The organism is Nonomuraea longicatena (assembly GCF_039525605.1).
In the GTDB taxonomy this organism is placed as follows: Bacteria; Actinomycetota; Actinomycetes; order Streptosporangiales; family Streptosporangiaceae; genus Nonomuraea; species Nonomuraea longicatena.
In genome coordinates this window covers 35,479-61,426 of sequence record NZ_BAAAHQ010000016.1, presented here as the reverse complement: position 1 = coordinate 61,426, position 25,948 = coordinate 35,479, and the positions used below count along the sequence as shown (strand labels likewise).

Annotated in this window: 29 protein-coding genes and 1 pseudogene; 18 read left to right on the top strand and 12 right to left on the bottom strand. The window is 71.7% G+C overall.

What is annotated here, in order from left to right; all coding sequences use genetic code 11:
* Positions 1-9 precede the first annotated feature (9 nt).
* A complete protein-coding gene (locus ABD120_RS17515; RefSeq protein WP_343950970.1) occupies positions 10-1,209 on the top strand; it encodes an MFS transporter in 1,200 nt (399 codons plus the stop codon).
* On the opposite strand, the gene ABD120_RS17510 is transcribed toward ABD120_RS17515, so the two are convergent.
* The 5 genes from ABD120_RS17510 to ABD120_RS17490 form a co-directional block, all read right to left on the bottom strand.
* On the bottom strand, positions 1,193-1,783 hold the full coding sequence (locus ABD120_RS17510) for a maleylpyruvate isomerase family mycothiol-dependent enzyme (RefSeq protein ID WP_343950969.1): 591 nt from the start codon (positions 1,781-1,783) through the stop codon (positions 1,193-1,195). The genes ABD120_RS17515 and ABD120_RS17510 overlap by 17 nt on opposite strands.
* Positions 1,776-2,153, bottom strand: coding sequence for a VOC family protein (locus ABD120_RS17505; RefSeq protein WP_343950967.1), 378 nt, complete (start codon positions 2,151-2,153; stop codon positions 1,776-1,778). The genes ABD120_RS17510 and ABD120_RS17505 overlap by 8 nt, the downstream gene beginning before the upstream one ends.
* 26 nt (positions 2,154-2,179) lie before the next feature.
* Complete coding sequence (locus ABD120_RS17500) at positions 2,180-3,436, bottom strand: cytochrome P450 family protein (protein WP_343950966.1); 1,257 nt, start codon at positions 3,434-3,436, stop codon at positions 2,180-2,182.
* 190 nt (positions 3,437-3,626) lie between these two features.
* Positions 3,627-3,767: a hypothetical protein gene (locus tag ABD120_RS17495; RefSeq protein WP_343950965.1), complete on the bottom strand. Its 141-nt coding sequence runs from the start codon at positions 3,765-3,767 to the stop codon at positions 3,627-3,629.
* A gap of 230 nt (positions 3,768-3,997) precedes the next feature.
* Positions 3,998-4,741 (bottom strand): TetR/AcrR family transcriptional regulator C-terminal domain-containing protein, encoded by a 744-nt coding sequence (locus ABD120_RS17490; RefSeq protein WP_343950964.1) that lies wholly within the window; start codon positions 4,739-4,741, stop codon positions 3,998-4,000.
* 82 nt (positions 4,742-4,823) lie between these two features.
* On the opposite strand from ABD120_RS17490, the gene ABD120_RS17485 reads away from it, so the two are divergent.
* Genes ABD120_RS17485 through ABD120_RS17470 form a run of 4 tightly spaced genes read left to right on the top strand, consistent with a single transcriptional unit; the run spans position 4,824 to position 8,429 of the window.
* Positions 4,824-6,323, top strand: a complete 1,500-nt coding sequence (locus tag ABD120_RS17485; RefSeq protein WP_343950963.1) for an MDR family MFS transporter — start codon at positions 4,824-4,826, stop codon at positions 6,321-6,323.
* A gap of 7 nt (positions 6,324-6,330) precedes the next feature.
* Entirely contained in the window at positions 6,331-6,948 is a 618-nt protein-coding gene (locus ABD120_RS17480) for a DsbA family oxidoreductase (RefSeq protein ID WP_343950962.1), read from the top strand.
* Between the two features lie 5 nt (positions 6,949-6,953).
* Positions 6,954-7,580 (top strand): hypothetical protein, encoded by a 627-nt coding sequence (locus ABD120_RS17475; RefSeq protein ID WP_343950961.1) that lies wholly within the window; start codon positions 6,954-6,956, stop codon positions 7,578-7,580.
* Between the two features lie 6 nt (positions 7,581-7,586).
* Entirely contained in the window at positions 7,587-8,429 is an 843-nt protein-coding gene (locus tag ABD120_RS17470) for an SDR family oxidoreductase (RefSeq protein ID WP_343950960.1), read from the top strand.
* Here the strand turns inward: ABD120_RS17470 and ABD120_RS17465 are convergent, their stop codons facing one another.
* Entirely contained in the window at positions 8,430-9,305 is an 876-nt protein-coding gene (locus ABD120_RS17465) for a terpene synthase family protein (RefSeq protein WP_343950959.1), read from the bottom strand.
* 118 nt (positions 9,306-9,423) lie between these two features.
* Between ABD120_RS17465 and ABD120_RS17460 the strand changes: the two genes are divergently transcribed.
* The gene (locus tag ABD120_RS17460; protein WP_343950958.1) at positions 9,424-9,849 is read left to right on the top strand and encodes an SRPBCC family protein; all 426 of its coding nucleotides are present in this window, start codon (positions 9,424-9,426) and stop codon (positions 9,847-9,849) included.
* On the opposite strand, the gene ABD120_RS17455 is transcribed toward ABD120_RS17460, so the two are convergent.
* Complete coding sequence (locus tag ABD120_RS17455) at positions 9,839-10,342, bottom strand: NUDIX hydrolase (RefSeq protein ID WP_343950957.1); 504 nt, start codon at positions 10,340-10,342, stop codon at positions 9,839-9,841. The genes ABD120_RS17460 and ABD120_RS17455 overlap by 11 nt on opposite strands.
* Positions 10,343-10,407: 65 nt before the next feature.
* Here ABD120_RS17455 and ABD120_RS17450 point away from each other — a divergent pair, with 65 nt between their 5' ends.
* The 5 genes from ABD120_RS17450 to ABD120_RS17430 are packed head-to-tail and all read left to right on the top strand — an operon-like array spanning position 10,408 to position 17,468.
* Positions 10,408-13,365, top strand: coding sequence for an ATP-binding protein (locus tag ABD120_RS17450; protein ID WP_343950956.1), 2,958 nt, complete (start codon positions 10,408-10,410; stop codon positions 13,363-13,365).
* Between the two features lie 56 nt (positions 13,366-13,421).
* Complete coding sequence (locus ABD120_RS17445) at positions 13,422-14,375, top strand: ATP-binding cassette domain-containing protein (protein WP_343950955.1); 954 nt, start codon at positions 13,422-13,424, stop codon at positions 14,373-14,375.
* A complete protein-coding gene (locus ABD120_RS17440; protein WP_343950954.1) occupies positions 14,372-15,133 on the top strand; it encodes an ABC transporter permease in 762 nt (253 codons plus the stop codon). Before ABD120_RS17445 ends, ABD120_RS17440 begins: the two co-directional genes overlap by 4 nt.
* Positions 15,130-16,335: an erythromycin esterase family protein gene (locus ABD120_RS17435; RefSeq protein ID WP_343950953.1), complete on the top strand. Its 1,206-nt coding sequence runs from the start codon at positions 15,130-15,132 to the stop codon at positions 16,333-16,335. The genes ABD120_RS17440 and ABD120_RS17435 overlap by 4 nt, the downstream gene beginning before the upstream one ends.
* Positions 16,332-17,468: an SGNH/GDSL hydrolase family protein gene (locus ABD120_RS17430; protein ID WP_343950952.1), complete on the top strand. Its 1,137-nt coding sequence runs from the start codon at positions 16,332-16,334 to the stop codon at positions 17,466-17,468. The genes ABD120_RS17435 and ABD120_RS17430 overlap by 4 nt, the downstream gene beginning before the upstream one ends.
* Before the next feature lie 5 nt (positions 17,469-17,473).
* On the opposite strand, the gene ABD120_RS17425 is transcribed toward ABD120_RS17430, so the two are convergent.
* Both ABD120_RS17425 and ABD120_RS17420 read right to left on the bottom strand, forming a co-directional pair.
* Positions 17,474-18,121, bottom strand: coding sequence for a helix-turn-helix domain-containing protein (locus ABD120_RS17425; protein ID WP_343950951.1), 648 nt, complete (start codon positions 18,119-18,121; stop codon positions 17,474-17,476).
* 95 nt (positions 18,122-18,216) lie between these two features.
* A complete protein-coding gene (locus ABD120_RS17420; protein ID WP_343950950.1) occupies positions 18,217-19,323 on the bottom strand; it encodes a methyltransferase in 1,107 nt (368 codons plus the stop codon).
* A 305-nt stretch (positions 19,324-19,628) separates the two neighbouring features.
* Here ABD120_RS17420 and ABD120_RS17415 point away from each other — a divergent pair, with 305 nt between their 5' ends.
* Entirely contained in the window at positions 19,629-19,835 is a 207-nt protein-coding gene (locus ABD120_RS17415) for a DUF5708 family protein (RefSeq protein WP_343950949.1), read from the top strand.
* Positions 19,836-20,036: 201 nt separating this feature from the next.
* Here ABD120_RS17415 and ABD120_RS17410 read toward each other — a convergent pair whose 3' ends face one another.
* Complete coding sequence (locus ABD120_RS17410) at positions 20,037-20,456, bottom strand: hypothetical protein (RefSeq protein WP_343950948.1); 420 nt, start codon at positions 20,454-20,456, stop codon at positions 20,037-20,039.
* 65 nt (positions 20,457-20,521) lie between these two features.
* Between ABD120_RS17410 and ABD120_RS17405 the strand changes: the two genes are divergently transcribed.
* Both ABD120_RS17405 and ABD120_RS17400 read left to right on the top strand, forming a co-directional pair.
* A complete protein-coding gene (locus tag ABD120_RS17405; RefSeq protein WP_343950947.1) occupies positions 20,522-21,169 on the top strand; it encodes a TetR/AcrR family transcriptional regulator in 648 nt (215 codons plus the stop codon).
* Positions 21,166-21,516, top strand: coding sequence for a hypothetical protein (locus ABD120_RS17400; protein WP_343950946.1), 351 nt, complete (start codon positions 21,166-21,168; stop codon positions 21,514-21,516). Before ABD120_RS17405 ends, ABD120_RS17400 begins: the two co-directional genes overlap by 4 nt.
* 371 nt (positions 21,517-21,887) lie before the next feature.
* On the opposite strand, the gene ABD120_RS17395 is transcribed toward ABD120_RS17400, so the two are convergent.
* The gene (locus ABD120_RS17395; protein ID WP_343950945.1) at positions 21,888-22,091 is read right to left on the bottom strand and encodes a hypothetical protein; all 204 of its coding nucleotides are present in this window, start codon (positions 22,089-22,091) and stop codon (positions 21,888-21,890) included.
* Positions 22,092-22,210: 119 nt separating this feature from the next.
* On the opposite strand from ABD120_RS17395, the gene ABD120_RS17390 reads away from it, so the two are divergent.
* Positions 22,211-23,257 carry a helix-turn-helix transcriptional regulator gene (locus ABD120_RS17390; RefSeq protein WP_343950944.1) on the top strand — a complete coding sequence of 349 codons (1,047 nt, stop codon included), beginning with the start codon at positions 22,211-22,213 and terminating at the stop codon, positions 23,255-23,257.
* Positions 23,258-23,629: 372 nt separating this feature from the next.
* Positions 23,630-24,061 carry a hypothetical protein gene (locus ABD120_RS17385; protein ID WP_343950943.1) on the top strand — a complete coding sequence of 144 codons (432 nt, stop codon included), beginning with the start codon at positions 23,630-23,632 and terminating at the stop codon, positions 24,059-24,061.
* A gap of 373 nt (positions 24,062-24,434) precedes the next feature.
* On the opposite strand, the gene ABD120_RS17380 is transcribed toward ABD120_RS17385, so the two are convergent.
* Positions 24,435-24,665, bottom strand: coding sequence for a Tn3 family transposase (locus tag ABD120_RS17380; RefSeq protein ID WP_343950942.1), 231 nt, complete (start codon positions 24,663-24,665; stop codon positions 24,435-24,437).
* Between ABD120_RS17380 and arsB the strand changes: the two genes are divergently transcribed.
* Together arsB and ABD120_RS17370 are read left to right on the top strand one after the other, a co-directional pair.
* Entirely contained in the window at positions 24,644-25,522 is an 879-nt protein-coding gene (gene arsB, locus ABD120_RS17375) for an ACR3 family arsenite efflux transporter (protein WP_343951020.1), read from the top strand. The two genes, ABD120_RS17380 and arsB, sit on opposite strands and share 22 nt — an antisense overlap.
* A pseudogene (locus tag ABD120_RS17370) lies at positions 25,512-25,887 on the top strand (arsenate reductase ArsC). Before arsB ends, ABD120_RS17370 begins: the two are co-directional and overlap by 11 nt.
* The last annotated feature ends 61 nt before the right edge of the window (positions 25,888-25,948 follow it).

Below are 25,948 nucleotides of genomic sequence, written 5' to 3'. Positions count from 1 at the left end.
GTCTCGTCCATGACCACCGACACAACGCCCTCGGCGCCCCAGTCACCCCTGTTCTCGGCGCCGCGCCGGGTGGCCTCCTTGGCGGTGCTGACCGCGTGTGTGTTCGTCGTGGGCACTGCCGAGTGGGTCGTGGTCGGGCTGCTGCCCCAACTGGCGGAGGATCTGCGGCGCCCGCTGCCGACCGTGGGATCCCTGGTGACCTGGTACGCCCTCGTGGTCACCGTCGCCGGACCGCTGGTCACGGTCGGGATGCTGCGTCTCGCGCGCCGCCGCGCACTGCTGGTCCTGCTGGGCGTGTTCGTCGCCGGAAATCTCGCCGCAGCGCTGGCGGGCAGCTTCGGCGCCCTGATGGCGGCCCGGATGCTGACCGCGCTCACCCACAGCACGGCCTTCGCGGTGGCCTTGACGATCGCGGTGGCGATGACACCCGCGACGCAACGTGGCCGCGCCATCGCCGTCGTGACGGCCGGGTGGAACCTGGCCACCGCCTTCGGCGCGCCTTTGGGGACCTGGCTCGGCGACGAGTTCGGCTGGCGTGCCACCTTCTGGGCGATCACGGCCCTCGCCGTGCTGGTTCTCGGCGCCGGGACCGCACTCGTACGGCCGCCCGCACCGCAGGAGGTCGCCCGCCCCGGCGCCGAGGTACGGGGCATGCTCCGGCCCAAGGCGGCCCTGGTGCTGGCGGTCATCGTGTTGGCGCAGGCCGGACTGTTCACCGCCTACACCTACATCGCCCCGCTGTTGCGGCAGGTCAGCGGCTTCACCGATGCCTCGGTCACGGTCCTGCTCGCCCTGTTCGGGGTGGGTGCGATCGGGGGCAACGTCCTCGGCGGCCAGTTGGCCGACCGCGCCCCGTGGGCGGGACTGCGCACCCTGCTGACGGCCCTGGCGGGCACGTTGGCCGTGTTCACGTGCACCAGCGGAGTCGGGTGGGCGGCGGCCGCCACCGTGCTCGCCCTCGGCGTGATCGCCGCGGCGCTCACTCCGCTGTTGCAGGACCGGGCCCTGGCCGCCGCACCCGAGGCTCCCACCCTGGTCACGGCGATCGGCGCCTCCGCCTTCAACCTCGGCATCGCCGGCGGCTCCCAGCTCGGCGGCCAAGCCCTCACCGTCGGCCTCGCCCTGCACGACCTGCCCTGGGCCGGTGCCCTGGTGGCCGGAGGCGCCGTGCTCCTCGCAGCGGTTCCGCTTTTCAGCCGCGTCCGATGAAGCAGAGGAACGCGGTCTGGGCGTCGGCGCCCTCGGGTGCCGGGACGCTCGCGTCGAACGCGCCCGTGGCCAGGAGTTCCGCGTGGCAGGGGAGCAGAGCCCGGTGGGTGCGGGCGACCGCCTCGGGGTCGAGGCGCTCGTCGCCGCCGGTGGCGCGGGCCAGGTCCCAGGTGTGTCCCAGCAGTTCGAGGGCCCCGACGACGTCGATGGCCCGCTCGACGGGGACGGGGCCGAGGGGTCCGCCGGGCATGCGCCGTGCGGCCAGGTCGGGGGTACGGAGCACCTCCAGGATGCCGTCGCGGCAGGCGATGAAGGCGGCCGCCAGGTCGGCGCCGGGCTCGACTGCGGGCGCGTCGGCCATGGAGGAGACGCCGACGCCGTGCGCGGCGGCCGGCGGGATCCCGTGGACGGCGGAGAGCACGCCGCGATGGCCGTTGACGACGTGCGCGACCACGTCGCGGGCGTTCCAGCCCCGGCAGGGACTCTTGGCCTCCCACAGGTGGTCGGGGGTGGCCCGGATCCGGGAGAGGAAGCCGTCCGCGAGCCGCGCGTAGCGGCGTGCGACCTCAGACATGACGTGCTCCTGATCCGGCGGAGAGGACGAAGCCGTTGCCGTCCGGGTCGGTGAGCGTGGCCTGGCGGCCCCAGGGCAGATCGGTCGGGCCCTGGACGGCGGCGCCGGACTTCACCAGTTCGGCGCAGTCGGCGTCCAGGTCGGCGGTCTCCAGGATGATCCCGGTCGCGCTACCGGGGGCGAAGCCCTGCTCGGCGGTGGCCAGGGTGAACGCGGTCTGGGCGCCCTTCGGGGCGACCTGGAGCCACCTCACCGGCCCCATCTGCCGGTCGACGACGACCTCGAAGCCGAGGGCGGTGACGTAGAAGTCCTTCGCGCGGTCCTGGTCGGTGACGGGCACCGTGACGGTCGTGGCATGCGTGATGTTCATGCACCCCACTATATGTAGGAAATCTCCTACATGTCATCTCGATCGGCGTCGGCCGAGGTGAACGGGGCCGTAGGGCGCGGCCCCAGGGTGACCGGGAGCCTGCGGTAGTCGTTGGTGATGAACGACGGTTGCGGCGTGAGATCCTCCGGAGGGCAGTCGAGCCGCATGCCGGGGAACGCGCGGAACAGGGCGGGCAGGGCGACGCTCGCCTCCAGCCGGGCCAGGGGGGCGCCCAGGCAGTAGTGGATTCCGTGGCCGAAGGCCAGATGCTCGCGGTCGGCCCGGTCGATGGCGAAGACGTCGGGGTCCGGGTTGGTGCGAGGGTCGCGGCCGTGTGCGCCGAACGCGATGAGAATCGGGTCCCCGGCGGGAATGACGACGTCACCGAGGTCGATGTCGTCGGTGGCGTAGCGCAGCGGCAGATGGGCGACGGGCGGATGCTGGCGCAGGCTCTCGTCGATGACGTCGCTCCAGCGTGCCGGGTCGGCGGCGACGGCGGCGAGCTGGCCCGGGTGGGTGAGGAGCGCGACCACGGCATGGTTGATCAGCGACACCGTCGTCTCGCTGCCCGCGCCGATCATGAGGATCAGGGTGCTGACGAGTTCGTCCCGGCTGAGCGCCGCCCCGGTGTCGGTGTGGGCGGTCAGCAGCAGGCTCGTCATGTCGTCGCCGGGCGTGTCGAGTTTGCCGTCGATGAGCGTGTTCATCGCGGCGAACAGCGCCCGCCTGACGATGTCGGCCTGTGCGTCGGTCAGGCTGGTGTCCAGTACGGAGTCCATGAGCCGCACGATGTTGGGACGCTGCGGGTCGGGGACGCCGAACAGGTCGCAGATGACGCCGGAGGGCACCGGGATGGAGAAGCGCTCGCGCAGATCGACGGTGACGTCCGGAGGCTCGGTGCCGAGGTCTTCGAGCAGGTCGGTGACGATCGCCTCGACGGCGGGCCGCAGCGCCTCGACGCGGCGCGGGGTGAAGGCCCTGCCGACCAGGTCGCGCAGGCGTTTGTGGTCGGGGCCGTCCGAGGTCAGCATGCTGATGACGTCGACCCAGACGGTCAGCCACGCGATCCGGTACGGCTGGTAACCGGGCCAGGACGCACGGGCGTCCTTGGAGACCCGGGGATCGGTCAGCAGCTTCCTGACCACGTCGCCTCGGCTGACCGACCAGGCGATCACCCCGGCGGGCAGTTCGACGAGGACGGCGGAGCCGAGGTCGCGCAGTTCGTCGAACTGCGAGTAGGTGCGGGTGCCGGTTGGGTCGAGGATGATGTGCCCGGATGTCACGAGATCCTCCCTGACATGGGGGTGGAGGGGCGCACGAGGCCGGCGAGCGGCCGACGATCTTCGCAGGCCGTCCCCAGCGGTCAGAGCCTTCGATGTCCATCTAACACCTGTTCGAGGACCCTGACCGGGGCGCGCGTGGCAGGGTCACGTGACTGGAGGTGACCATTCAGGATTCAACGGTCATACCGGCTCAGTGCACATCTTCCAGGCCACTCGCGAAATTCCACACCAGTACGGTGAGGAAGACGGCGAGGAGTAATCCCATCCACCGGCCGAGGGCGGGCCGGGCGACCTGGTCTCGGACGAAGACGTAGAACCCCCTGAATTCCACGGGGTACCAGGGCGGGCCGGGAGAAGGCGATGACGGCGACGGCGCTGAGAATCACGATCAGCACCGCTTTGGTGAACCAGTCCGGCCCCGCCGGGAATGATGGGCGCGAACTGGAAGAGCTCAAGTCCCGGCGCGGTGAACCCGTCCGGGGAGGTGATCAGGATCGTCGTGTGCACGGCGGTCCTCTCTGGGTGGCGATCAACGCTGGAGAACCACCTTAGCCACCCTTTTTATCCCCGCTTTATATCGGGTATTTGTGCGCCGATTCCGGCCAGCACGCGGTCCAGCCCGATCTGGAAAGCCTCGTCGGCGGGCAGGTGGACGGCTTTGGATTCCCGGACGGTTCTGCCGAACAGGGGATAGGCGCCGGAATCGAGGATCTGACGCACGTACGGCCCGGCGTAATCGCGTTTCCACCGCTCGGGGTCCATTCCGGTGCGGCGGGCCTCCTCCAGCCAGCCGATCTCGCGGCGGGTCGCGCCGTCCACGTAGTCGTTGACCATGCCGACGAATCCGGCCATCTCATCGATGTCGAGGCCCATGCCCTCCAGGGCGCCCAGCGCGAACTCGTTCACGTGCAGGACGTTGGGCCCCAGCGTCGGGCGGCGGCTGGCCAGCACGGTCAGCCAGGGGTGCCGCAGGCCGACGGCGCGGCTGCCGTGGGCGACGAGGGACAGATCGGCGCGCCAGTCGCCCGACGGCTTCTCCGGGAGTTCGATCTCACTGAGCACCATGTCGTACATCAGGTCGAACAGGTCGTCGCGTCGTGGGACGTACCTGTAGAGGGACATCGCACCGGTGCCCAGTTCGCCGCCGATGCGGCGCATGGTCACGGCGTCCAGGCAGTCGGCGTCGGCGATCCGGACGGCCGTCCGGGTGATCTGCTCCCGGCTGAATCCGGGCCGGCGGCCCGGCCCCGAGCGCTCGGTACGCTCCGGTCGCATCCAGATGCTGATGAGTTCCTCGTCGGACATCCCGCCACCCTCCCACTTGCGTACATCGTACTCGAATGAGTATGGTCCATTTCGAGTACAAGGTACGCGAATGGAGGAAGCAGTGGATCGTTCGCTTCGAGTCGGGCTGATCGGGGTGATGCTCGGCATGGTCACAGCCCCGCTGGACGGGATGATGCTCGGCCCCGCCCTCCCCACGATCGTGGGTGAACTGGGCGGCCTGGAGCACTTCTCCTGGGTCACGACCGCCTATCTGATCTGTATGGCGGCGGCGACCCCCATCTGGGGCAAGCTCGGCGATCTCTATGGGCGCAAGCCCGTCTACATGATCTCGATCGCGGTGTTCCTGCTGGGCTCCGGCCTGTCCGGCGCGTCGCAGGACATGATTCAGCTCATCGTCTTCCGCGCGGTCCAGGGGCTCGGCGCGGGAGGTCTGATGGTGGGGGCCATGGCCCTCATCGCCGAGTTGATGCCACCCAGGCAGAGCGGCAGGTTCATGGGGATCTTCGGGACGATGATCCCCGTCGCCTTCATCGCAGGACCGCTGCTCGGCGGCCTGTTCGCCGAGCAGCTGAGCTGGCGCTGGGCCTTCTACGTGAACCTGCCCATCGGAGCGGCCGCCCTGCTGATCATCGGCCTCGCCCTGCGGACCGAACCCCGGCGCGTCGCGGCCCGCATCGACTACGCGGGGGCGGCGCTGCTGACCGTCGCGCTGGTGGCGCTGGGCCTGATCGCGAGCTGGGGCGGCACCAGACACGCCTGGATCTCCGCGCCGATCGCCGCCCTTGCGGTGACCGCGCTGGTGGCACTGGTCGCACTCGTGTACGTGGAGCGGCGGGCCGCCGAGCCGATCGTGCCGCTGCGGCTGTTCGCCGACCGCAACTTCACCCTCGCACAGGTCGCGCGGTTCCTCAGCGGGGCCGGGATGGTGGTCGCCGTCACTTTCCTGCCGCAGTACATGGAGCTGGTGCTGGGTGCCTCGCCCACCGCCAGCGGCATGCTGATCCTGCCCGCGATGCTCGGCATGGTCGCGGTGCTGCTCGGCAGCGGCCGGATCATCAGCCGGACGGGCCGTTACCGGATCTACCCCATCGCCGGCGGCGCCGCTCTCACCGTCGGCATGCTCGCCCTGCTCGTCCTGCGGCCCGACACCGATCTGGCGCTCGCCTCCGGCCTCACGCTGATCGGCGGCGTCGGCGTGGGCCTGCTGATGCAGGGCACCATGATCATCACCATGAACAGCGCCGAACCGCGCGATCTGGGGGCGGCCAGCGGTTCCATCAACCTCTGGCACACGATGGGGGCCTCCCTGGGCGTGGCCGCGCTCGGCGCGTTGTACACCGGCCGGCTGCAGGAGACGCTCATCGAGCGGCTCGGCGCCGAAACCGGCGCGCAGCTCGCCTCCCGGCTGACGGCCGCGTCGATCGAACAGTCCGCCGCACCGGTACGGGAGGCCGTGCGCACCGCCGTCACCAGCGGCATCCACGCCATGGCCGTCGGCGCGGCCGTCCTCGGCCTGGCCGCCTTCGCACTCACCTGGTTCATCCGCGAGGTCCCGCTGCGCGACAGCGCCCCCGCCGAGCCCGTCACCAACGCAGCGTGAGGATCCCATGACACGGCGACCCGTCCGAGTGGAGATCGTCCTGGACGTCATCTGCTCCCACTCCTACCTGGGCTACACCCGATTCGCCCGCGCGGCGGCCCGTGCGCGGAGCGAGGGGGCGGAAGTGCTGGTGAGCTTCCTCCCCTTCGAGCTCGCGCCGGGCGCCTCCACCGAAGGGTGGCCGCTGCTGGCCGTACTGGAACGGAGTTTCGGCCCTGACGCCGTCGCCGCGACCGCACACCTGGCCGAGAGCGCCGCCCTGGAGGGGGTGGTCCTCGACTACGGCAGCGCCATCGCCACCGGCACCTTCGAGGCCCACCGGCTCATCGCGGCGGCCGCGCGGCAGGGCCGGGCGGAGCAGGTCGTGGAACGCCTGTTCCGCGCGCACTTCACCGACGGGCTGCACATCGGCGACCCGGCCACTCTCGCGGAGCTGGCCGCCGAGGCCGGTGTCACCTCGGGCGGGTACCCGCCCGAGGTGCTGCGCGCCGAACTCCAGCGGGTGCGCGGACTCGGCGTCACCGGCGTCCCGGTGTTCCGCGTCGGGGGCCTGCCGCCGCTGACCGGATCCCAGTCGGAGAACGCGCTGTATGCGGCCTTGACCCAGGCAAGAGAGAGGAAATGAGGAACATGCCAGATCTGTCCCGGTCGGACGTGGACACCGTCCTGGTCACCCGGGGAAGCGGTGGCGCGGCCGAGGCCGAGCGGATGCTCACACGGCTGGAACGGCTCCCGTGGCCGAGGGAACTCGTCTCGTTCACCGTCCTGGTGGGCACGGACGGCAGTGCGGTGCTCGGCTACCTCCAGTGCGCCGGACCGCTGGACAGCGGATTCGTCGCCGACGTCACCGGCTCGGTGGCGGCCGAGTACCGCGTGTACCGCAGCCTCAGCCGGGCCGACCGGCCGGTCCCCGGCTGCGTCGTGGTGGTGGACGTCGAGTTCGACGGTCCCGACGCGCAGCGGCAGCGGCGCTGGATCGACACCGTCCTGAACGCGGTGGCGGCCGAGCCGGAGCCGCACCCGGGCGGCATCTCCGGCCACTTCCACGTGAGTACCGACGGCGCCCGGGTGCTCAACTACGCCGAATGGACCGACGAGGACTCCCACCGCGACGCCCTGGCCGGATCGGGGCGCGGCATGGTGGGGAGCGGACCTGCCTGGCGCGCCGTACAGGAGTTCCCGGGCGTGCGGTCCGGTGGATTCACGAGATATCGCCTGCTGCGCACTGTCGTGGGCGAGCAGATCACTGAGGAGTGACGAACGATGATTCTGGTAATCGGTGCGACCGGCAATGTCGGCGGTCAGGTGGTGACCGAACTGCTCGACCTCGGCGTGAGCGTCCGCGCGTTGACTCGTGACCCGGCCAGGGCGGCCCTGCCGGGTGCGGCCGAGGTCGTGCGCGGCGACTTCAGCGTGCCGGAGTCCCTGCGGGAGGCGCTGCACGGGGTCGAGGCGGTGTTCCTGTTGTGGCCGCTGCCCACCACCGAGGTCGCGCCGAAGATCATGAAGTTGATCGCGGAGCACGCGCGGCGGGTGGTGTTCCTGTCCTCGGGGGCGGTCCGCGACGACATCGCCGAACAGACCGACATGATCGGCCGCTGGCATGCCGAGGTGGAACAGGCGATCAAGGACTCCGGCGTGGAGTGGACGATGCTGCGCCCGCACGGCTTCGCGACCAACATCCGGAGATGGCTGCCGCAGCTCCAGGCCGGTGACGTGGTGCGCGGCGCGTACGGAGAGGCGGCGATGACCCTCCTGCACGAGCGTGACATCGCCGCCGTCGCCGCACGGGCGCTGACCCGGGACGGCCTCAGCGGGCGTGACCTCGTCCTCACCGGGCCGGAACCGCTGACCCAGGTCGAGCAGGTCCGCACCATCGGCGAGGTGGTCGGGCGTCCGCTGCGGTGGGAGGAGATCCCGGTGGAGACGGCGCGGCAGGAGATGCTCGCGTGGCAGCCCGCAGAGCTCGTCGATCTCGTCCTGGACGGGTACGCCCAGATGGTGAGCTTCCCCGGCCCGGGCACGACCACCGTCGAGGAGGTCACGGGGCGGCCCGCGCGCACGTTCCGCGAGTGGGTGGCCGACCACGCAGCCGACTTCCGCTGATCACGGATCGGCGGGCGTGACCAGCCGCCGCCATTCGTGGTCGCCGACGATCCGGTTGTGGAGGATGTCGGCGTAGCCTCGCAGGGCCGTACGGTGGCCGGGGTCGAGCCGGCGGGCCAGCCGGGGCAGCGCCGTCTCCTCCAGCACCACCAGGCGGTCGACCGTGCGCTGGGCCGCGTCGCCGCGACCGCAGGCGTGCGGGCCGGTGCCGTCGGCGCGGCGGGCCACCAGGTCGGCGACGAGCCCGCGCATCCGGGCCGGCAGCGGATGGTGCCACAGCGCGGGCGGCACCTCGGTGCCGCCCCAGTGCTCGGCCAGGTCGTTCTGGCCGAGCGCGCAGGTGGTGGCGGCCCGCAGCGAGAAGTAGGCGTCGAGGTCGGTGAAGGTGCGGCGCGGGCGCCGGTCGACGGCCCCGGAGAGCCGCGAGGAGAAGTACGACGACCAGTGGCGGCGCAGCCTGGCCAGCAGCGACGCGGACATGCCCCGGGTCATCCGCCGCCACAGGTCCTCGAAGGCGACGACGCTTCGGGAGCCCGGCCGTCCCGCGCTCTCGCCGTGGACGACGGCGACGAGCCGTCCGCACACGTCGGGACTGAGCCCGGAGTGGCGGGAGGCTCCGGGCCGGTCGTCGAAGGGCAGGAAGCACCAGCCCATCAGCTGCGCGGCCACCGCGCTGTCGACGGCGCCGGCGTCCGGGTAGAAGAAGCCCGCGGCCTCGGCCAGCCGTCGGTCCGTGAACTCCCGGACGGAGTGCTCGTCCCGCATCAGGCCGAAGGATCGCATCCAGTCGATGGCGGCGCTGCGGGCCCGATCCACGTACGGGCTGCTGCGCAACGGCCACGGTGTGACGAGCTCCGCGCCCGGCCGTACCGTCATGCGCTCCCCTTCCCCTCCGGGCGCCGAGAGCCGAAACACCACTGTAAGCACTAAGTAAAGTCATGACTACAGTGAGTTATGTCATGAGTCAAAGGCCGGATCCTTCTACGCTGGCCGCATGACTTCGACCGTGATCCGGTACGTGGCCGCCGAGGTGCACGTCGACGCCCCGCCCGAGGCGGCCTTCGCGCTGATCACCGACTGGCCGAGGCACCGCGAGTGGATGTTCATGACCGACGCCTGGCAGGTCGCGCCCGGCAAGATCGCCGCTTACACCGGCCTCAGGCCGTTCGGTTTCCTCGACCCGATGACGATCACCCGGTTCGAGCCGCCGCACGTGGTCGAGGTGCGCCACACCGGCACACTGGTGCGCGGCCTCGGCGCCGTCAGAGTGACGCCACGCGGGGACGGTTGCCGGGTGATCTGGGCCGAGCGGCTGGAGGTGCCCCGCTGGGCACTGCCCGGCTGGCCGCTCGCCCACGCGGTCAGCGTCCTGCTGGCCCGGCGCTCGCTGCGGCGGCTCGGCGCGCTGCTCAGGCAGTGACCCGCCAGAGCGCGATCCACATGCGGTCGCCGCAGACCCGCTCCACCTCGGCCGGAGTCAGCCAGCCCGCCCGGGTGCTCTCCGTCCCGGCGGGCGGCCGCGTCGGCGCACCGTCGCCCTCGACCGTCGCGGTGAAGAACACCAGGTGGGCCAGCGCCGGATACCGGTAGCCCGCAGGCGGCGGCGCCTCCAGCGTGATCCGGTGGAAGCCGAGCACCGACAACTGCCCGGCCGCCAGTGCGAACCCGGTCTCCTCCGCCAGTTCGCGCACGGCCGCCTCGGCGGCGCTCTCACCGGGATCCAGGTGGCCGCCGGGCACGTCCCAGCCTCGACCGGGACGGTCCACGTAGGTGAGCAGTGTGCGCCCGGCGCCGTCGCGGGCGAGCACGAACGCGGTGGTGACCTGCTCGACCGGCGGCACCCGCCGCGACACCACCGTCTCGAAGCGGTGCGCCACCGGCACCCACGGCACGGTCGTCTCCGCGATCACCATGGCGACAGGATAGCCGCGCCACTGGATACGCTACGACCAGGCGAAAGGTCGGGAACGGGGGAGTCGTGCGGGTAGGCGTCCTCGGACCGCTGGAGGTGGTCACCGACGGTGGGCCCGTGCGGATCGGCGGTGCTCGCCTGCGGGCGCTGCTGACCCTGCTCGCGCTCGACGCGGGGCGTTTCGTCCCGGTCGACTCCCTGGCCGAGGCGCTGTGGCCGCACGGCGGACCACTCGATCGGGCGCACGCGCTGCAGTCGCTGGTCTCACGGCTGCGTCGCGCGCTGCCCGGCGGCGTCCTGCGGCAGGGTCCGGGCGGCTACTGCCTGGACGTGCCGCCCGACGCCGTGGACGCGACCCGCTTCGAACGGCTGGCCCACGAAGGCGGGCACGCCCTGCAGGAGGGCAGGCCCGACCAGGCGGCCGCACTGCTGCGGGAGGCGCTGGCGCTGTGGCGGGGCGAGGTGGCCGACGCCGTACGGCTCACCGAGCTGCGCCTTTCCGCCGTCGAGGACCGGGTACGCGCCGACCTGCTGCGCGGTGCGGAGCCCGGCCCGCTGGTGGCCGAGCTGAAAGAGCTCACCGCCGCCCACCCTCTGCGGGAGCGGCCGCGCGCCCTGCTGGTCCAGGCGCTGCACCGGCAGGGCCGACAGGCCGAGGCGCTGGAGGCGTACGAGAGCTTCCGGGTCCTGCTCGCCGACGAACTGGGCGCCGACCCCGGCCCCGAACTCCAGGCGACCCACCTCGCGGTCCTGCGCGGCGAGGCGGCCGGGGCGCGCGGCAATCTGCGCGCGCCGCTGACCAGCTTCGTCGGCCGGGCAGAGGAACGCGCCGCGATCGCCGCGCGGCTGCGGGACAACCGCCTGGTCACACTGGTCGGCCCCGGCGGCGTCGGCAAGAGCAGGCTGGCCACCAAGACGGCGGGGGAGCTGGCCGTACCCGGCGGGGTGTGGCTGGTGGAACTGGCGCCGGTGACCGACCCCGACGACCTGGTGCACGCCGTGGCGGGCGCATTGGAGACGGCGGCGCCTGCCCAGGCCCGGCCCCGCGACCAGCTGGGCAGGCTGGCCGCCGCCCTCCCGGCCGCCGAGACGCTGATCGTGCTGGACGACTGCGAGCATCTGGTCGAGGCGACCGCCCGCTTCGCCGAGGACCTGCTCGGCCGCTGCCCCCAACTGCGCGTCCTGGCGACCAGCCGCGAACCGCTCGGCATCCTCGGCGAGGCGCTGTTCCCGGTCCGGCCGCTGCCGCCGGACGAGGGCGCGCGCCTGTTCGCCGAGCGGGCCGCCGCCGTCCGCCCGGACTTCTCTCCCGACGACGAGCACGCCGTGGCCGAGATCTGCCGCCGTCTCGACGGTCTGCCCCTGGCGATCGAGCTGGCCGCCGCCCGGCTACGGTTCCTCACGGCGGGCCAGCTCGCCGCGCGCCTGGACGACCGGTTCCGGGTTCTGACCGGCGGCAGCCGTACGGCGTTGCCCCGCCACCGCACCCTGCGCGCGGTCGTCGCCTGGAGCTGGGAGCTGCTCACCGACGACGAGCGCCGCTCGGCGCAGCGGCTCGCGGTCTTCCCCGGCACGTTCGCCGCCGACGCGGCGCCGCTGGTGGACGAGCTGGCCAACAAGTCGCTGCTCCAGTTCACCGAGGGCCCGAGGTACCGGATGCTGGAGACGATCAGGGAGTACGCGCTCGAACGGCTGGCCGAGTCCGGCGAGCCGGCGCGGGCCCGGGCCGAGCACGCCGCCTACGTCCTCGATCTGGCCGAGCGCGCCGCCCCCGAGCTGCGCGGCCCCGGCCAGCTCGCCGGGCTGCAGGCACTGCGCGCCGAACGCGACAACCTGCTCGCCGCGCTGCATTACATCCGCGACATCGGCGACCCTTCGACCGCCGCCCGGCTGGGCCGCGCGCTGAGTTTCTTCTGGACGATCGGCGAGGACCACGCGGAGGCCGCCGCGTGGCTGCGCCTGGTCCTGGACGTCACCGACGACCCCGAGGTGGCGGCCGCGTACCTGCTCAACGTGATCCTGTCCGGCGACCCGACACAGGCGAGTGCGGAGGCCGGCCGTCTCAGGGAGCTCGCACGCGACGCCGATCCCGTCATCGCGACCGTGATCCGGGCGGGCGTCGCGTCCGTCACGGGGGAGGCGGCCGCCGGCCTCGCCGCGATCGAAGCGGGCGAGCCCTGCCCGGACCCGTGGTGGCGGGCGCTGCTGTGGTTCCTGCGTTCGGCGCTGGACGGCAGCCTCGGCGACATGGAGGCGATGCGCGACGACCTGGAGGCGGCGGTCGCCGCGTTCCGGCAGACCGGAGAGCGGTGGGGGCTGGCCGTCTCGCTCAGTCATCTGGCCTTCGCGCAGAGCACGCTGGGCGAGGCCGAGGCGGGCATCGCGGCGCTGGAGGAGTCGGTGCGCCTGGCCCGCCGGCTCGGCACCGGCGACGGCGACCGGGTCTGGCTGGCGTTGCTCCGCGTCCAGATCGGAGACCTGGATCGGGCCAGGTCCGAGCTCCACGGCGTGCTGGCGGGAAACCCGGCGGCGCCGCTGGCCGGCCGGGCCGAGGTGCTGCTCGCCGATCTGGCCCGCGCCGACGGCGATCTCGCCGCCGCCGCCCGGCACCTGGAGCGGGCCGCCCGGCCGGGCAGCACGCCCGACCCGTCGTCCACCGTGCTGTTCCTGCTCGCCTCCGCCCGGCTCGCCATGGCGCAGGGCCGCCTCGACGGGGCGCGCGAGCAACTGGCGGAGGCGTTCGAGCTGGCCGCGAGCTGCCGGGACCTGCCTCTGGTGGGCCTGGTCGCGGTCGGGGTGGCCGAACTCGGCCTCCGGCGTGACCCGTCCGGCGCGGCGAAGGTGCTCGGCGCCGCCCACGCGCTGCGGGGCGGCGCCGGGGCCCGCCACCCCGACGTCGTACGGCTGACCGGCGCCCTGCGCGACGCGCTCGGCGCGGGCTTCCCCGACGGCTACGACCAGGGCAGCCGCCTGGATCGCGGCGTCGCCCTCGCCCTGGTCAGAGCCCGGCTCACACCCCCGTGACGGGCGTGGGAGCGCGCTGCGCGTGATCTGGGAGCGCCGCCGCCCACACTCGCCCCATGAGCTTCGCGTTCCAGGCGGAAGGCCTGGTCAAGACGTTCGGGAAGAAGACGGCGCTGGCCGGGGTGGACCTGTCGGCCCGGCCGGGCAGCATCCTCGGTGTGCTCGGCCCCAACGGGGCCGGGAAGACGACCGTGATCCGGATCCTCGCCACGCTGCTGCGCCCGGACGCGGGCCGCGCCGAGGTGGGCGGGCTGGACGTGGTGCGGCAGGCGGCGCAGGTCCGCAGGCTGATCGGCCTGACCGGGCAGTACGCCTCCGTCGACGAGGACCTGACCGGTACGGAGAACCTCGTCCTCCTCGGCCGCCTGCTCGGCCTCGGCAAGCGGGCAGCCGTCGAACGGGCCGCCGAACTGCTGGACCGCTTCGAGCTGACCGAGGCGGGAGAGCAGCGGGCCAAGACGTACTCCGGCGGGATGCGCCGCAGGCTGGACCTGGCGGCGAGCCTGATCGGTGAGCCCGGCGTCATCTTCCTCGACGAACCCACCACCGGCCTGGACCCGGGCAAGCGCGAGAGCCTGTGGGCCATGATCCGGTCGATCGCCGACGGCGGCGGCACCGTGCTGCTGACCACGCAGTATCTGGAGGAGGCCGACGCGCTCGCCGACGAGATCACTGTCATCGACCACGGCCGGGTCATCGCGCACGGCACCCCGGCCGAGCTGAAGCAGATCGTCGGCGGGCAGACCATCGCCGTGCGCCCCAAGGACCCGGCGGACCTGACCCGAGTGGCCGAGATCACCGCCGGAACCGTCGGCAGGAAGCCGGAAGCGGCCGCCGGAGGCGTCCTGACCGTGCCGGTCGCGGACGCGGCGGCGGCCCACCGCACGTTCGCCGACACCGTTCGCGCACTGTCGGAGGCCGGGGTCGAGGTGGCGGAGTTGTCCCTGCGGCTGCCCAGCATGGACGAGGTGTTCTTCGCGCTCACCGGCGAGAAGGAGCCGGTACGGTGACCGCGCTGCTGAGGCACAGCCTGCTGCTGGCCGGGCGGGGACTGCGCAAGACGCGCCGCAATCCCGGCATCCTGTTCGACGCGCTGTTCCTGCCGATCGTCTTCCTGCTGATGTTCGTCTACCTGTTCGGCGGCGCCGTCGCCGGTTCGACGCAGGTGTACCTGCAGTACATCTTCCCCGGCATCCTGGTCATGTCCACGATCATGGCGGGGCTGCTCGCCACCGGGGTCAGTCTCAACGTGGACGTGAAGAAGGGGGTCTTCGACCGGTTCCGCAGCCTGCCGATCGGGCGTTCGGCGCCGCTGGTCGGCTCGGTCCTCGCGGACATGGTGAGGTACGCCGTGGCGTTGGTCTCGCTGTTCGCGCTCGGCTACCTGCTGGGCTTCCGGGTGCAGACCGGGCTGGTGCCCGCGCTGGCGGCCAGTGGCCTCGCGGTCGTGCTCGGGTTCTGCATGAGCTGGATCAACGTCCTGGTCGGGGTGCTGATCAAGGAGACCTCCGTCGTCCAGAGCGTCGGATTCCTCGGGATCTTCCCGCTGACGTTCGGCACGAACATGGTGGCCCCCACCGAGACCCTGCCCGGTTGGCTCCAGGTCTGGGTCAACGTCAACCCGGTCACCCACGCCATCGAGGCCACCCGGGGACTGCTGCTCGGCGGCCCCGTCGCGGCCTCCGCCGTCACCACGCTGATCTGGTCGGCCGGATTCCTGGTGGTCTTCGCCCCCCTTGCCGTCTTCGCCTACCGGAGGAACGTATGAACACGATCGACTGGGCGACACTGGACCCGGCGGCGCCGCTGGACGACCTCGAACCGCTGCGCGACCTCGTCGCCGGTGCGCGGGTCGTGGCCGTCGGCGAGGCCGCGCACCACGTCCGCGAGTTCTACCTGTTCCGGCACCGGATGCTGCGCTTTCTCGTCGAGCGCTGCGGTTTCACCGTCTACGGCCTGGAGGCGCCCTACGCCGAGGGACGGCTCATCGACGCGTGGGTCCAGGGCGGTGCCGGCACGGTCGAGGACGCGGCCGCGCGCGGCGTCGACCACGGGATGGGCGACTGCCAGGAGATGTACGACACCCTGGCCTGGCTGCGCGAGCACAACCGGGCCGCCGAGCGCCCGGTGCGGTTCGCCGGATGCCTGGCCGGAAGCACGCGCGGATCGCTGGAGGAGGTCGTCGCCTACCTGCGCGAGGCCGACCCGGACGCGCTGCCCATGGCCGAGCGGGCCCACCGGCTCGCCGGTGGCGGGCGCGAGGTCACCACCATGAAGCTCATCACCGACCACGCCCGGCTGGCTCCGGAGGTGCAGGACGAGCTGACCGCGCTCATCAGCAGGCTCGTCGTCCGCATGGAGACCATGGCGGGCCACCAGAATCGGCAGGGGCGGGCGCGTGAGCACGCAGAGGTGCTCCACCACCTGCGCAACGCCTGGTACCACGACCACTCCGCCCGCGACTTCAACGGCAGAGGGCTCGCGGTTGGGTCGGCGTGCATCGAGGCCGCCGGGGCCGCCACGGTCATGCGGCTGCTGGAGAACGGTGAACGAGTGGTGCTGGCCGCCCACAACACGCACATCAGGAAGACCGCCATCGACCACGACGGCGACTTCGGGCTGTTCCCCCAGGGCTACCTGCTCGCTCAGGAGCTGGGCGAGGAGTACGTGTCCATCGCGGCCACCAGCGTCGGCGGCCGTACCGCCGCGGGACGCCTGGCGCCCGAGCACCCGGACGGCTACGTGGCCAGGGACACCGTGTTGCCGCCGCTCACCGCCGACTGCGTCGAGACCGCCTTCGGCGTCGGCGCCGCCCTGTCCGTCGCCGACCTGCGCGGTACGGATCCGGGCAGGTACCGGCGGATCAGGATGCTCGACCACTTCATGGACCTGCCGGTCGCCGAGGCGTACGACGCGGTCGCCTGCGTGCCGGAGACCCGCACCGTCGCCGGCTTCGAGGAGGAGAATTGAGCTGGGCGGGCGCCTGGATGGCGGCGATGCAGCGGCCCAGAAGCGGCTTCGAGAACCTCAACTGGTCGGAGGAGGGCTTCCACGACCACACCCTCCGGCAGGTGGTACGGCTCGGCGCGGGCGGGGCGCAGCTCCGGGTCAGGCTCTCCAACCTGTACGGCACCGCCCCGCTCCGCCCGGCGGGGGCGACGGTGGCGCGAGCCGGTGAGGGGGCGGCGATCGTGCCGGGCACCGTCCGGATCCTCCGCTTCGGCGGCGCGGTCCCCGCAGGGGGCACGGCCACCAGCGAACCGGTCGAGCTGCCTGTCGAGCCGCAGGACCGGCTGGCGGTGACGCTCTACTTCGACGCGCCCACCGGGCCGGCCACCTGCCACAGCATCGCCTGTGCGACCACCTACCGGGCATGCGGCGACCGGCACAGCGCGAGGGACTTCCGTGAGACCAGCCACTCCTGGTATTACCTCAACGGGGTGGAGGTCTCCGGCCGGGTGCCCGCCGTCGTCACGCTGGGCGACTCGATCACCGACGGGGCGCTGTCCACGCCGGACGCCGACCACCGCTACCCGGACCTGCTGGCGGCGCGGCTACGGGCGGCGGGGCGGCCGATGGTGGTGCTCAACGCCGGGATCGGCGGCAACCGAGTGCTGAACGACTCGGTGTGCTTCGGGGAGCGGGCCGTCTCCCGCTTCCGGCGGGACGTGGCCGCCCAGCCGGGGGCCCGTACGGTGATCGTGCAGCTCGGAACCAACGACATCGGCCTGAGCGAGCAGGACTTCCCGCCCTGCACGGTCCCCAATCCCGAGGTCGGTGCCGAGGAGCTGATCGACGGCCTGCGGGTGCTCGTCGAGGTCGCGCGCGTGTACGGTCTGCGGATCGTCGGCGGCACGATTCCGCCCCTCGGCACCGGCTTCCACACCGAGCGCGGCGAGAAGGTGCGCCAGGACGTCAACCACTGGATCAGGGCAGGAGGAGCGTTCGACGCGGTCGCCGACTTCGACCGTGCACTGGCCGACCCGCAGGATCCGGAGCGGCTCCGTCCCGCTTACGACGCCGGCGAGGACGGCGGCCACCTGCACCCGAACGACGCCGGCTACCAGGCGATGGCGGACGCGGTGGACCTCGACTCGCTGTGACGCGGTCAGCCGTCCAGGTGGATCAGGCCGGGAGGCAGGGCGGGTGTGGGCAGCCCGCGCAGCCGCAGCGCCGCACGCAGGTGCGCCACCCGGTCGGCGGCGTGCGCGGCGTGGTCGGTGTGCTGGCGGGCGGCCTCCTGCCAGGCCCGCCGGTGAGGGTCTCGGTCGTCGTGGGCCCGTTCGTGGGACTGCCGCGCCGCGCTGGAGCGGGCGGTCCACTCGCTCACCGCCGCGTGGTGGTCGCGCAGCAGCCGTAAGGCGGCGCGCTCGCCCGCGCCCGCCTCGGTGTCCTCGGCGTCGGGGGCGGGTGCGGTGCCGTCCAGCCAGGCGGCCGCCTCCGTCGCGGGGGCCACCACCCCAGGGAGGATCTCCAGGGGCTCGTCGCGGGTGAGTGGGACGAGCAGCAGCATGGGTGGGGTGTCGAGGGCGCGGGCGAGAACGAGCAGTTCGGCCACGGACATCGAGGCGCGCCCGCCGGATTCGAGTTTGTACAGGTTGGTGCGCTCAAGCGGGTAGCCGAGCGCCGTGCACCGGTCGGCCAGCCCCTGCACCGTGAGTCTGGCCTGCTCGCGCTGGCGGCGGATGTTGGCGGCCACGGTCCGCGTGTAGGCGACCGACCAGTCGCCGGGCGCGGCGGAGCGACGCTTCGGCACGGTAACGGAGTCCCCTTCCCCTGTTCGTGCTCGGGCGGAGGTCACAGACTAGGCGATCTTGGACAGTGGGCACAACACGTACTGACCGCTTCCAGTCATGGTGCCAGCCGCCAGAGTGACGTGACCTCCTCGGCGCGGGCCGCGTACAGGGGATCGGCGGCGTCGGCGGCGCGCGGGTGGCGTGCTCTGGTGTCGATCCGGTCCAGGACGGCCAGTCCCGCGCCCCCGATCAGCGCGAGCAGTTCGGCGCGGGTTCTCAGCCCGAGGCGTTCGGCCAGGTCGGACAGGATGAGCCAGCCCTCTCCGCCCGGTTCCAGGTGCGCGCCGAGCCCGGTCAGGAAGGCGCGGAGCATGGCGCCGTCCGGGTCGTACACGCCGTGGTCGAGCGCCGTGATCGGCCGGGCGGGGAGCCAGGGCGGGTTGCAGACCACGAGGTCGGCGTGGCCGTCGGGGAACAGGCCGGGCCCGGCGACGGTGACGCGCCCCGCCAGCCCGAGCCGCCGCACGTTGTCGGCGGCGCAGGCCCGCGCGCGGGCGCTGACGTCGGTGGCGATGACCTGCCCGAACCCCTTTCCGGCCAGGACGGCGGCGAGCACGCCGGTGCCGGTGCCGAGGTCGAACGCGGTACGGGACCCGCCGGGCACCGGGGCCTTCGCGACCAGATCGACGTACTCGCCTCTGACCGGGGAGAAGACCCCGTAATGCGGGTGGATGCGGGCGCCCAGGGCGGGCACGTCCACGCCCTTGAGCCGCCACTGGTGCGCTCCGATCACGCCCAGCAGCTCCTGGAGGGAGATCACCGTGGGGCCGGTGGGTGGGCCGTACGCGGCGGTGCACGCCGGGCGGACGTCGGGCGCCCGGCGCAGGTCGAGGGCGTGCTGCTCGTCCAGGAGCACGACGAGCCTGCCCAGGAGGCGGGCGCGTTCGCCTCTGGCGCTGCGGTAGGTGTGGAAGGGCAGGCCGGGCGCGGGCGGGCTCGCGCTGCGGTCGGCGCGGCGGCCCAGTGCCCGGAGCAACTGCCTGGCGTTGTGGTAGTCGCCGCGCCACAGCAGCGCCGTACCCTCGCGGGCGAGCCGGTAGGCGGTGTCGGCCCTGGTGCGGTCGTCGGCGACGACGAGGCGGCGGGGCGGGGGCGCGGCGCTCTCGGAGTGCCAGCGGGCGGATCGGTCGGTGCGGGCTTCGGTCCAGTGGATCGCGGGCACCACAGACTCCTCGTGGTCGAACGTGCGGATGGCACGAAGCGCGCTTCGAGGAGGAACGAGCAGGAAGGGCTACGGCTCCAGCGTCGAAGCGCGGGAGCGAGCGTCGCCGAGAACCATGCCGAGCGTCACGATCTGCCCTTTCTGTGTATCGGCTCACGAGCCTCGCACACCTGCAACGGGCGAGGCAAACGGCTTTCGTAGGCAGAAAGATGTACGGCGATATCGTCGCAGGGCAGGAACTCCAGGCCGTCGCCGTTCACTAGCGTTTTGGACATCAGCTTGGAAAGCCTGAGGAAGAGGCATAAATGACATCTCCCCGCAAGACGATCCTGACCGGGCTTGCGACCTTCGCCGGCGGCTTCGCCCTGTGGCAGTGGGGGCTGGACGTCGAGATCGGGATCTTCGTCCCGTCGAAGATCGGCGTGGTGCTGATGGTGGTCGGCGGCCTGGAGTTCGGCTACGGGCTCTACAAGGCCTACCGCGCCAAGGGAGCAGAAGGCTTTCGGTCCTGACCGTTTCGGAAACCCGCTGCACAAAACAGCGGCCCCGATCTCTGGGACTTCAGGTGGGAGAGCAGCGACCTTCGTGCCGGACGGGATCGGCGTCTGGCTCACCGGCCTGCCCAGGTCGGCGCCGAAGGTGGCGACGATGCCTGCGTCCGCACCGCGGCGTGGGACGGGTGCGCGACTATCACGCGGAAGTCGCATCATGTCTCAGAAATGATCGGCGTCTTCGAGGTCGGCGTGGGCGCGGCGAGTGCCGGTCAGCAGGAGCGCGGTGAACGCGATCGGGGCGATCGACTGGTATCCGATCCACATCTCGCCCCCGGCGCCGTTTCCCCGCCAGGCGAGCAGTACGCCGGCGAGGGCTGTGAGCACCCAGCCGCCGTCGTAGGCGATCATGAGGCGCAGGTACGTCGACATCGGGCGGCGTCGCACGTACCCCATCTCGATCGTGCCGGTGATCACCAGGACGGCGCCCGCCACGACCATCAACCAGGCGGCCACGCCGAGCAGTTCACCGATCCAGGCGGCGCCGACGATGAAGGCGGCTCCGAGCACCGCCTTGAACGCGCCGTCCGCGATGACCCCCACCAGCAGGAAGGCCGACGGCCTTGTCGCGACCTGTGTCATGAGTATGTCCCCTCACCTCGAATTCGCTTTCGTAACCAAACTACGGCAATAATAGTTTTATGCGAATGACGAGAGCCGCGGCCAAGGAGCGCAACCGCCGGGCCCTGCTGGAAGCGGCCTTCCAAGTCGTCTCCAGAGACGGGTACCAGGCCAGGCTTGAGGAGATCGCCGAGCGCGCCGAGGTGACCACGGGCGCCGTCTACTCGTTGTTCGGCAGCAAGAACGGCCTGGTGATCGCCCTGGTAGCCGACCGGTTGGGGCCGCAATACGAGGACATCGAGCAGGCGACCCCGCCGGAGCTGGGCCTTCTCGAGGCGGTCGACGCCCTGGCCCGCCACTACCGGCGCGGCTGTGACGCGCCCGGCGCGCGGTCCGGGCTGTCGCTGCAGTTCATGCTGCAAGACATGGCCTTGCGCGATCACGAACTGGGCGCTCGCCTCGCCGCGTCCGTCCGGGCGCAGGAGGAGCATCTGATCGCGCTGCTGACCGGCAGGTCACACGGCGGGACCACCGTGACATCGGCTCAGGCGCGGCGGCTGGCCACCGCGCTCAGGGCGCTGCTGATCGGCCTCAGCCAGGGCGTCACGCTCGGCCTCACCCAGGACGCCGACGAGCGGTACTTCGCCGACGCCGCCCGCACCCTGGTCTCCAACACCACCCTTGTCGCAGAGGCAGAGGGCGTACGGCCGGCAGCGGCCGGCGACGAGGCGTGAGGCGAGGGCTGGAAAGGGCCCAACGCCGTTACGCCCGTCTCACCGCACCCGACGCGCCGAAGTGGGCGTCGGGCGACGACTTCACCGAGGTCCGCGACATCCGGGCGGCGCGGGGAAGAGAGCGTCAGCGGGCGGCGCGGCTCGCCCTGCCCCCGGACCTTCCGGACGGCGTGGGCTGGCGGGCGATCCGCGCGGCGTGCGACCGGGCCGACGAGCCGGCCGCGACGCTCTACGCCTCGCTCGGTGAGCGGCTCGACGAGCTGGTGGCCGATTCCGAGTATCTGGCCAGGAGTTCGGCCACGGCGCGTAAAGCAGGTGGCGGGGCGGTTCCTGATCGCCCGTGCTGACGGTCTCAGTGGTCCGTCGTATGTGCGTGACGAACTGCACAGCAGAGCGATGGGGTTGCTGAAGGCCAAGTCTTCACGGGCGCCGGGGGCGACGGCGTTCTCGACGGGTGGTGACGTACGTGGGCCGCACCAGCGGGGCCGTGGCCGCCGTACGAGACCACTTCACTCTCATCACCGCTGGCACGCTCCCGCGCCATACCGCCCGTGACCGCGCTCGGTTGGCGCGTAGAGGAGGGCCGAGGTCGTGTTCGGTCGTCAGAGGACGGCGACGAGGCGTCCAGTGACTTGTCCGTCGGCCAGGCGCGCGAGACCACCGCCGATGTCGGTGAAGGCGATGGGCTCGATGGTGGGAACGACCTGTCCGTCGTTGATCAGGGCGAGGAGATGGGTGAGCTCGTCGGGAGTCCCGACGTTGGAGCCGAGGTACTCGGCTTCTTGGTGAGGACGGTGAACAGGTCGATCGTCGCCTCGGGGCGGCCGATGCCGATCTGGATGATCCGGCCTCGGGGGCGGACCGACCGTAGGGCGTCGGCGGTGGTGTTCATGCCGGCGGCGTAGACGGCGGCGCCGGTCAAGGCGGCCAGGGCGAACGCTGTTTCATCGGAGATCGCCGAGGGTGCGAAGCGAAGGCAGGGCAGTGAGCGATGGCAGATTGTTTCCGCAAGACTGCGTTGCGTAGCTGATACTTGGTTGGGTGAGCACAGCAGAGAGCGCCTGCCTCGCTGCGGCGATCGGGGCTGCGGAGGAGGTCGGCTCCACCACCGAGCTGGGTATGGTGATCTCGCGGTGGATCGGGCGTGCGATACCGCACGAGGGATACATGCTCGCCGCGGTGGACCCGGTCACCGGCGCTGGCTGCTTCCTGGCAAGGCAGCACGGCTACAGCCCAGCAGCCGCCCGCCGACTGACTCTGGGCGACCACCTGGATGGCGATCACCCCTTCGCCTTCGAGCAGTTGGTCGAGGGTCCGGGTCGGGTGGGTGTTCTCAACACCGACGCTCCCGGCCCGCGCCGCAACGCCGCGATGCGCGCGGTGATGGCCGGCCAGGGTGTCGGTAGCGAGCTGCGTGTCGCGCTGGTCGAGGCGGGAATAGCCTGGGGCGGGCTGGTCCTGCTTCGTCCCCAGGGGGCCCGGCCGTTCTCAGCGGCTGAGGCGGCCGGCGCCCAGCGGCTCGGCCGGGGCGTCGTCGCCGCGATGAGACGCTACGTGACGGGCGCACCGCCGGAGTCCAGCAGGCTCGACCAGCCGCCGGGCGTGCTCATCGTCGGAGCCGATGAGACGGTCGTGGCGGCCACACCCTCGGCGCGCGAGTGGATCGGCGAGCTGGAGACCTTGCCTGTCCCCGCACTCGCTGCGCCGCACATGCCGATGGAAAGCACCATCTGGAGCCTCACCCAGGCCGTGCGCCGCTCGGACACGCCGGCGCTCACCCGCATCCCCACCCGGCGCGGCTGGGTCCTGTTGCGCGCACAGCCGATGACCGGCGAGGAGAACAGCGCGGTGGCCGTGACGATCCAGCCAGCCACCGGCACCGAACTACTGCCGGCGATGGCGCTCTGGTACGGCCTGACCCCCAAGGAACGCGCGGTCACCAACCGGATCCTTGAGGGGCAGGCCACCAAACAAATCGCCCGGCGTTTGAGAATGTCGCCCCATACCGTCAATGACCACTTCAAATCGATTTACCGCAAGCTCGGTGTGTCCGCACGCGAGGAACTCATCGCCAGACTCCTCGGCTGACTGTCACCCCGGCGGCCCGGACTCCAGCTCCAAGACATCTTGTCTGCTGCGCGGGCGAGCGGCTGACCTATCTGGCGGCCTGCCTGCTTCGGCGACAGCCCTGGCGTGGATGTGACCCTGGGCGCGCGTTCGGCGGTGAAGGCCCATTCCATGTTCGCGAACAGGGCCAGCGGAGGAAGGAGATCCGGCCTGCGCGTGCGCGTACATGCCTCGCAGAAGTCCCGGAGTTCAGGCGGCAGGACCAACCCCGACCAGCGTCAACCCCTCACTTAAGGGATAGGCCCGGGCCTGGCCCTGGGCCAGTGTGAAGTCCGAACAGATCTTCCGTTCTGGGCATCCTGATGACCAGGCCCTCACCAAAAGGAGCTCCACATGCGTGCCAACCTCGCCGCAACCGCCCTCGCTGTCGTTGTGGGGGCGGGCGTTCTCGCCCTGGCCCCCGTTACCCTCGCCGCCCCCGCCGCCGCAGCGGCTGCCGCTTCCGCCACGGCGCAGGCCGCGCCGGCGTTCAACGCCAGCGGCGTCTGGCAGATCTTCCAGAGCAACGGCCCCACGGTGACGATTAACCTCACGCAGGACGGGAGCGGACGGCTCTTCGGGTCCGCTTCCTTCGGCGGCACCGTCGGCACGATCGAGCAAGGCGCGGTGGACGGCACCGGCATCTCCTTCGTCATCGGCTGGTCCGACGGAGCCCAGGGCCGCTACACCGGCTGGCTGGGCGCCGACCGGCACCTGTCCGGCACGACGGTCAATCTGAACAATCCCTCGCAGCAGGCCAACTGGTTCACCACCCGCACCTTCTAGGCCCCCGGGCCAGCACAGAATTTCCAGGCCAGCAGAGAGATTCGGTACGGGATCCGGTGTTGGTAACGCTGAGCTACGGCACGCCGTTGCTCGTCACGGAGCCACTGAAGCGAGCGGCCCGACTCGCGAACGCATCATCGCTGATGATCGAGCCGGGCCGCCTATGCCTCCGACCCGGCCCTGGCCGCCATGCGACTCGACTTCACTGAGGTGATGCGCCGGACGGCAGAGGTGACCATCTCCGGGCTCCTCTCCCGCCAGGAAGAGCCGGCGAGCGTCTCTGAGCGTCGGCAGATGCGTAGCTGACGATCGACAGCGTGGCGGCTCGCCGTAGCGACGGAGTTCTAAGCCGTCTTGTCTCAGGGTTCCCCGTTCATGGGGTCAACCCCAGCTCCCGCAGTTGCGCGGGCCGCAGCGGCCGCCAGCCGCTGGTGTCGAGCTTGGCCAGTTCGGCTTCGACGTCCACGTTGATGACGCCGAAGAAGTTGATGTTGTCACTGTGGCCGGGCGAGATGTGCGACAAGATCTCGTCCGACACGTTCCGGCCCTGGGAGCGCAGCTCCAGCACCGCCCTGGAATAATATTCGGTCGTCCAGGCGACCACTGAGTTGGTCAGCAGGGTCAGGCACCACGCCTGACCGCCGCCTGCTCCTGGCCTCCCTCGTGCTCAACTGGGTGCTCGGCCCCGCGCTGATGTTCGCCCTGGCCTGGGCGCTGCTGCCGGACCTGCCCGAGTACCGCACCGGCCTGATCATCGTCGGTCTGGCCCGCTGCATCGCCATGGTCCTCGTCTGTAACGACCTGGCCTGCGGCGACCGGGAGGCCGCCGCCGTCCTGGTCGCCCTCAACTCGATCTCCCAGGTGATCGCTTTCGGCGCCCTGGGCTGGTTCTACCTGGAGGTACTGCCGGGCCGGCTCGGCCTGTCCCAGGCGGCCCTGGCGGTCTCGGCCTGGGACATCGCCGGCTACACGCTGGTCTTCCTCGGCATCCCCTTGGCCGCCGGGTACGCCTCCCGCAAGCTCGGCGAGCGCAGGCGCGGCCGCGACTGGTACGAGCGGCGGTTCCTGCCGAAGATCGGGCCCATCGCCCTGTACGGCCTGCTGTTCACCATTGTCATCCTGTTCGCCCTCCAGGGCCACACCATCGGTCAGCGCCCCTGGGACGTGGCCAGGATCGCGCTGCCGCTGCTGGCCTACTTCGCCCTGATGTGGGACGGCTCCTTTCTGGCCGGGCAGGCGATCGGCCTGCCCTACGACCGCACCGCGACCCTCGCCTTCACCGCGGCGGGCAACAACTTCGAGCTCGCCATCGCGGTCGCGGTCGGCGTCTTCGGCGTCACCTCCGGCCAGGCCCTGGCCGGTGTGGTGGGCCCGCTCGTCGAGGTGCCCGTCCTGGTCGCCCTGGTCTACGTCAGCCTGTGGGGCCGACGCCTGTTCAAGGAGCCCGCCCATGCCCGATAGACCCAGTGTGCTGTTCGTGTGCGTGCACAACGCCGGACGCTCCCAGATGGCTGGCCCACCTGGCCGGGGACCGGATCGAGGTCCGCTCGGCCGGCTCCGCGCCCGCCGACCGGATCAACCCCGTCGCCGTCGCGGCCATGCGCGAGGTCGGCATCGACCTCACCGGCGCTCAGCCCACGTCCCTCACCGTGGACGCCGTCGGCGCCTCCGACGTCGTGATCACCATGGGCTGCGGCGACGCCTGCCCTGTCTTCCCCGGCAAACGGTATGAGGACTGGAAGCTCGACGACCCCGCGGGCCAGGGCATCGCGGCCGTACGGGAGATCCGCGCCCGGGTGGAGAAGCTGATCGACGAGCTGGCCTGACGCTCACACCACCCTGCGGGCCGGCTTCGGGATCGGCATGGCAGGGGGAACTGCTGATCCC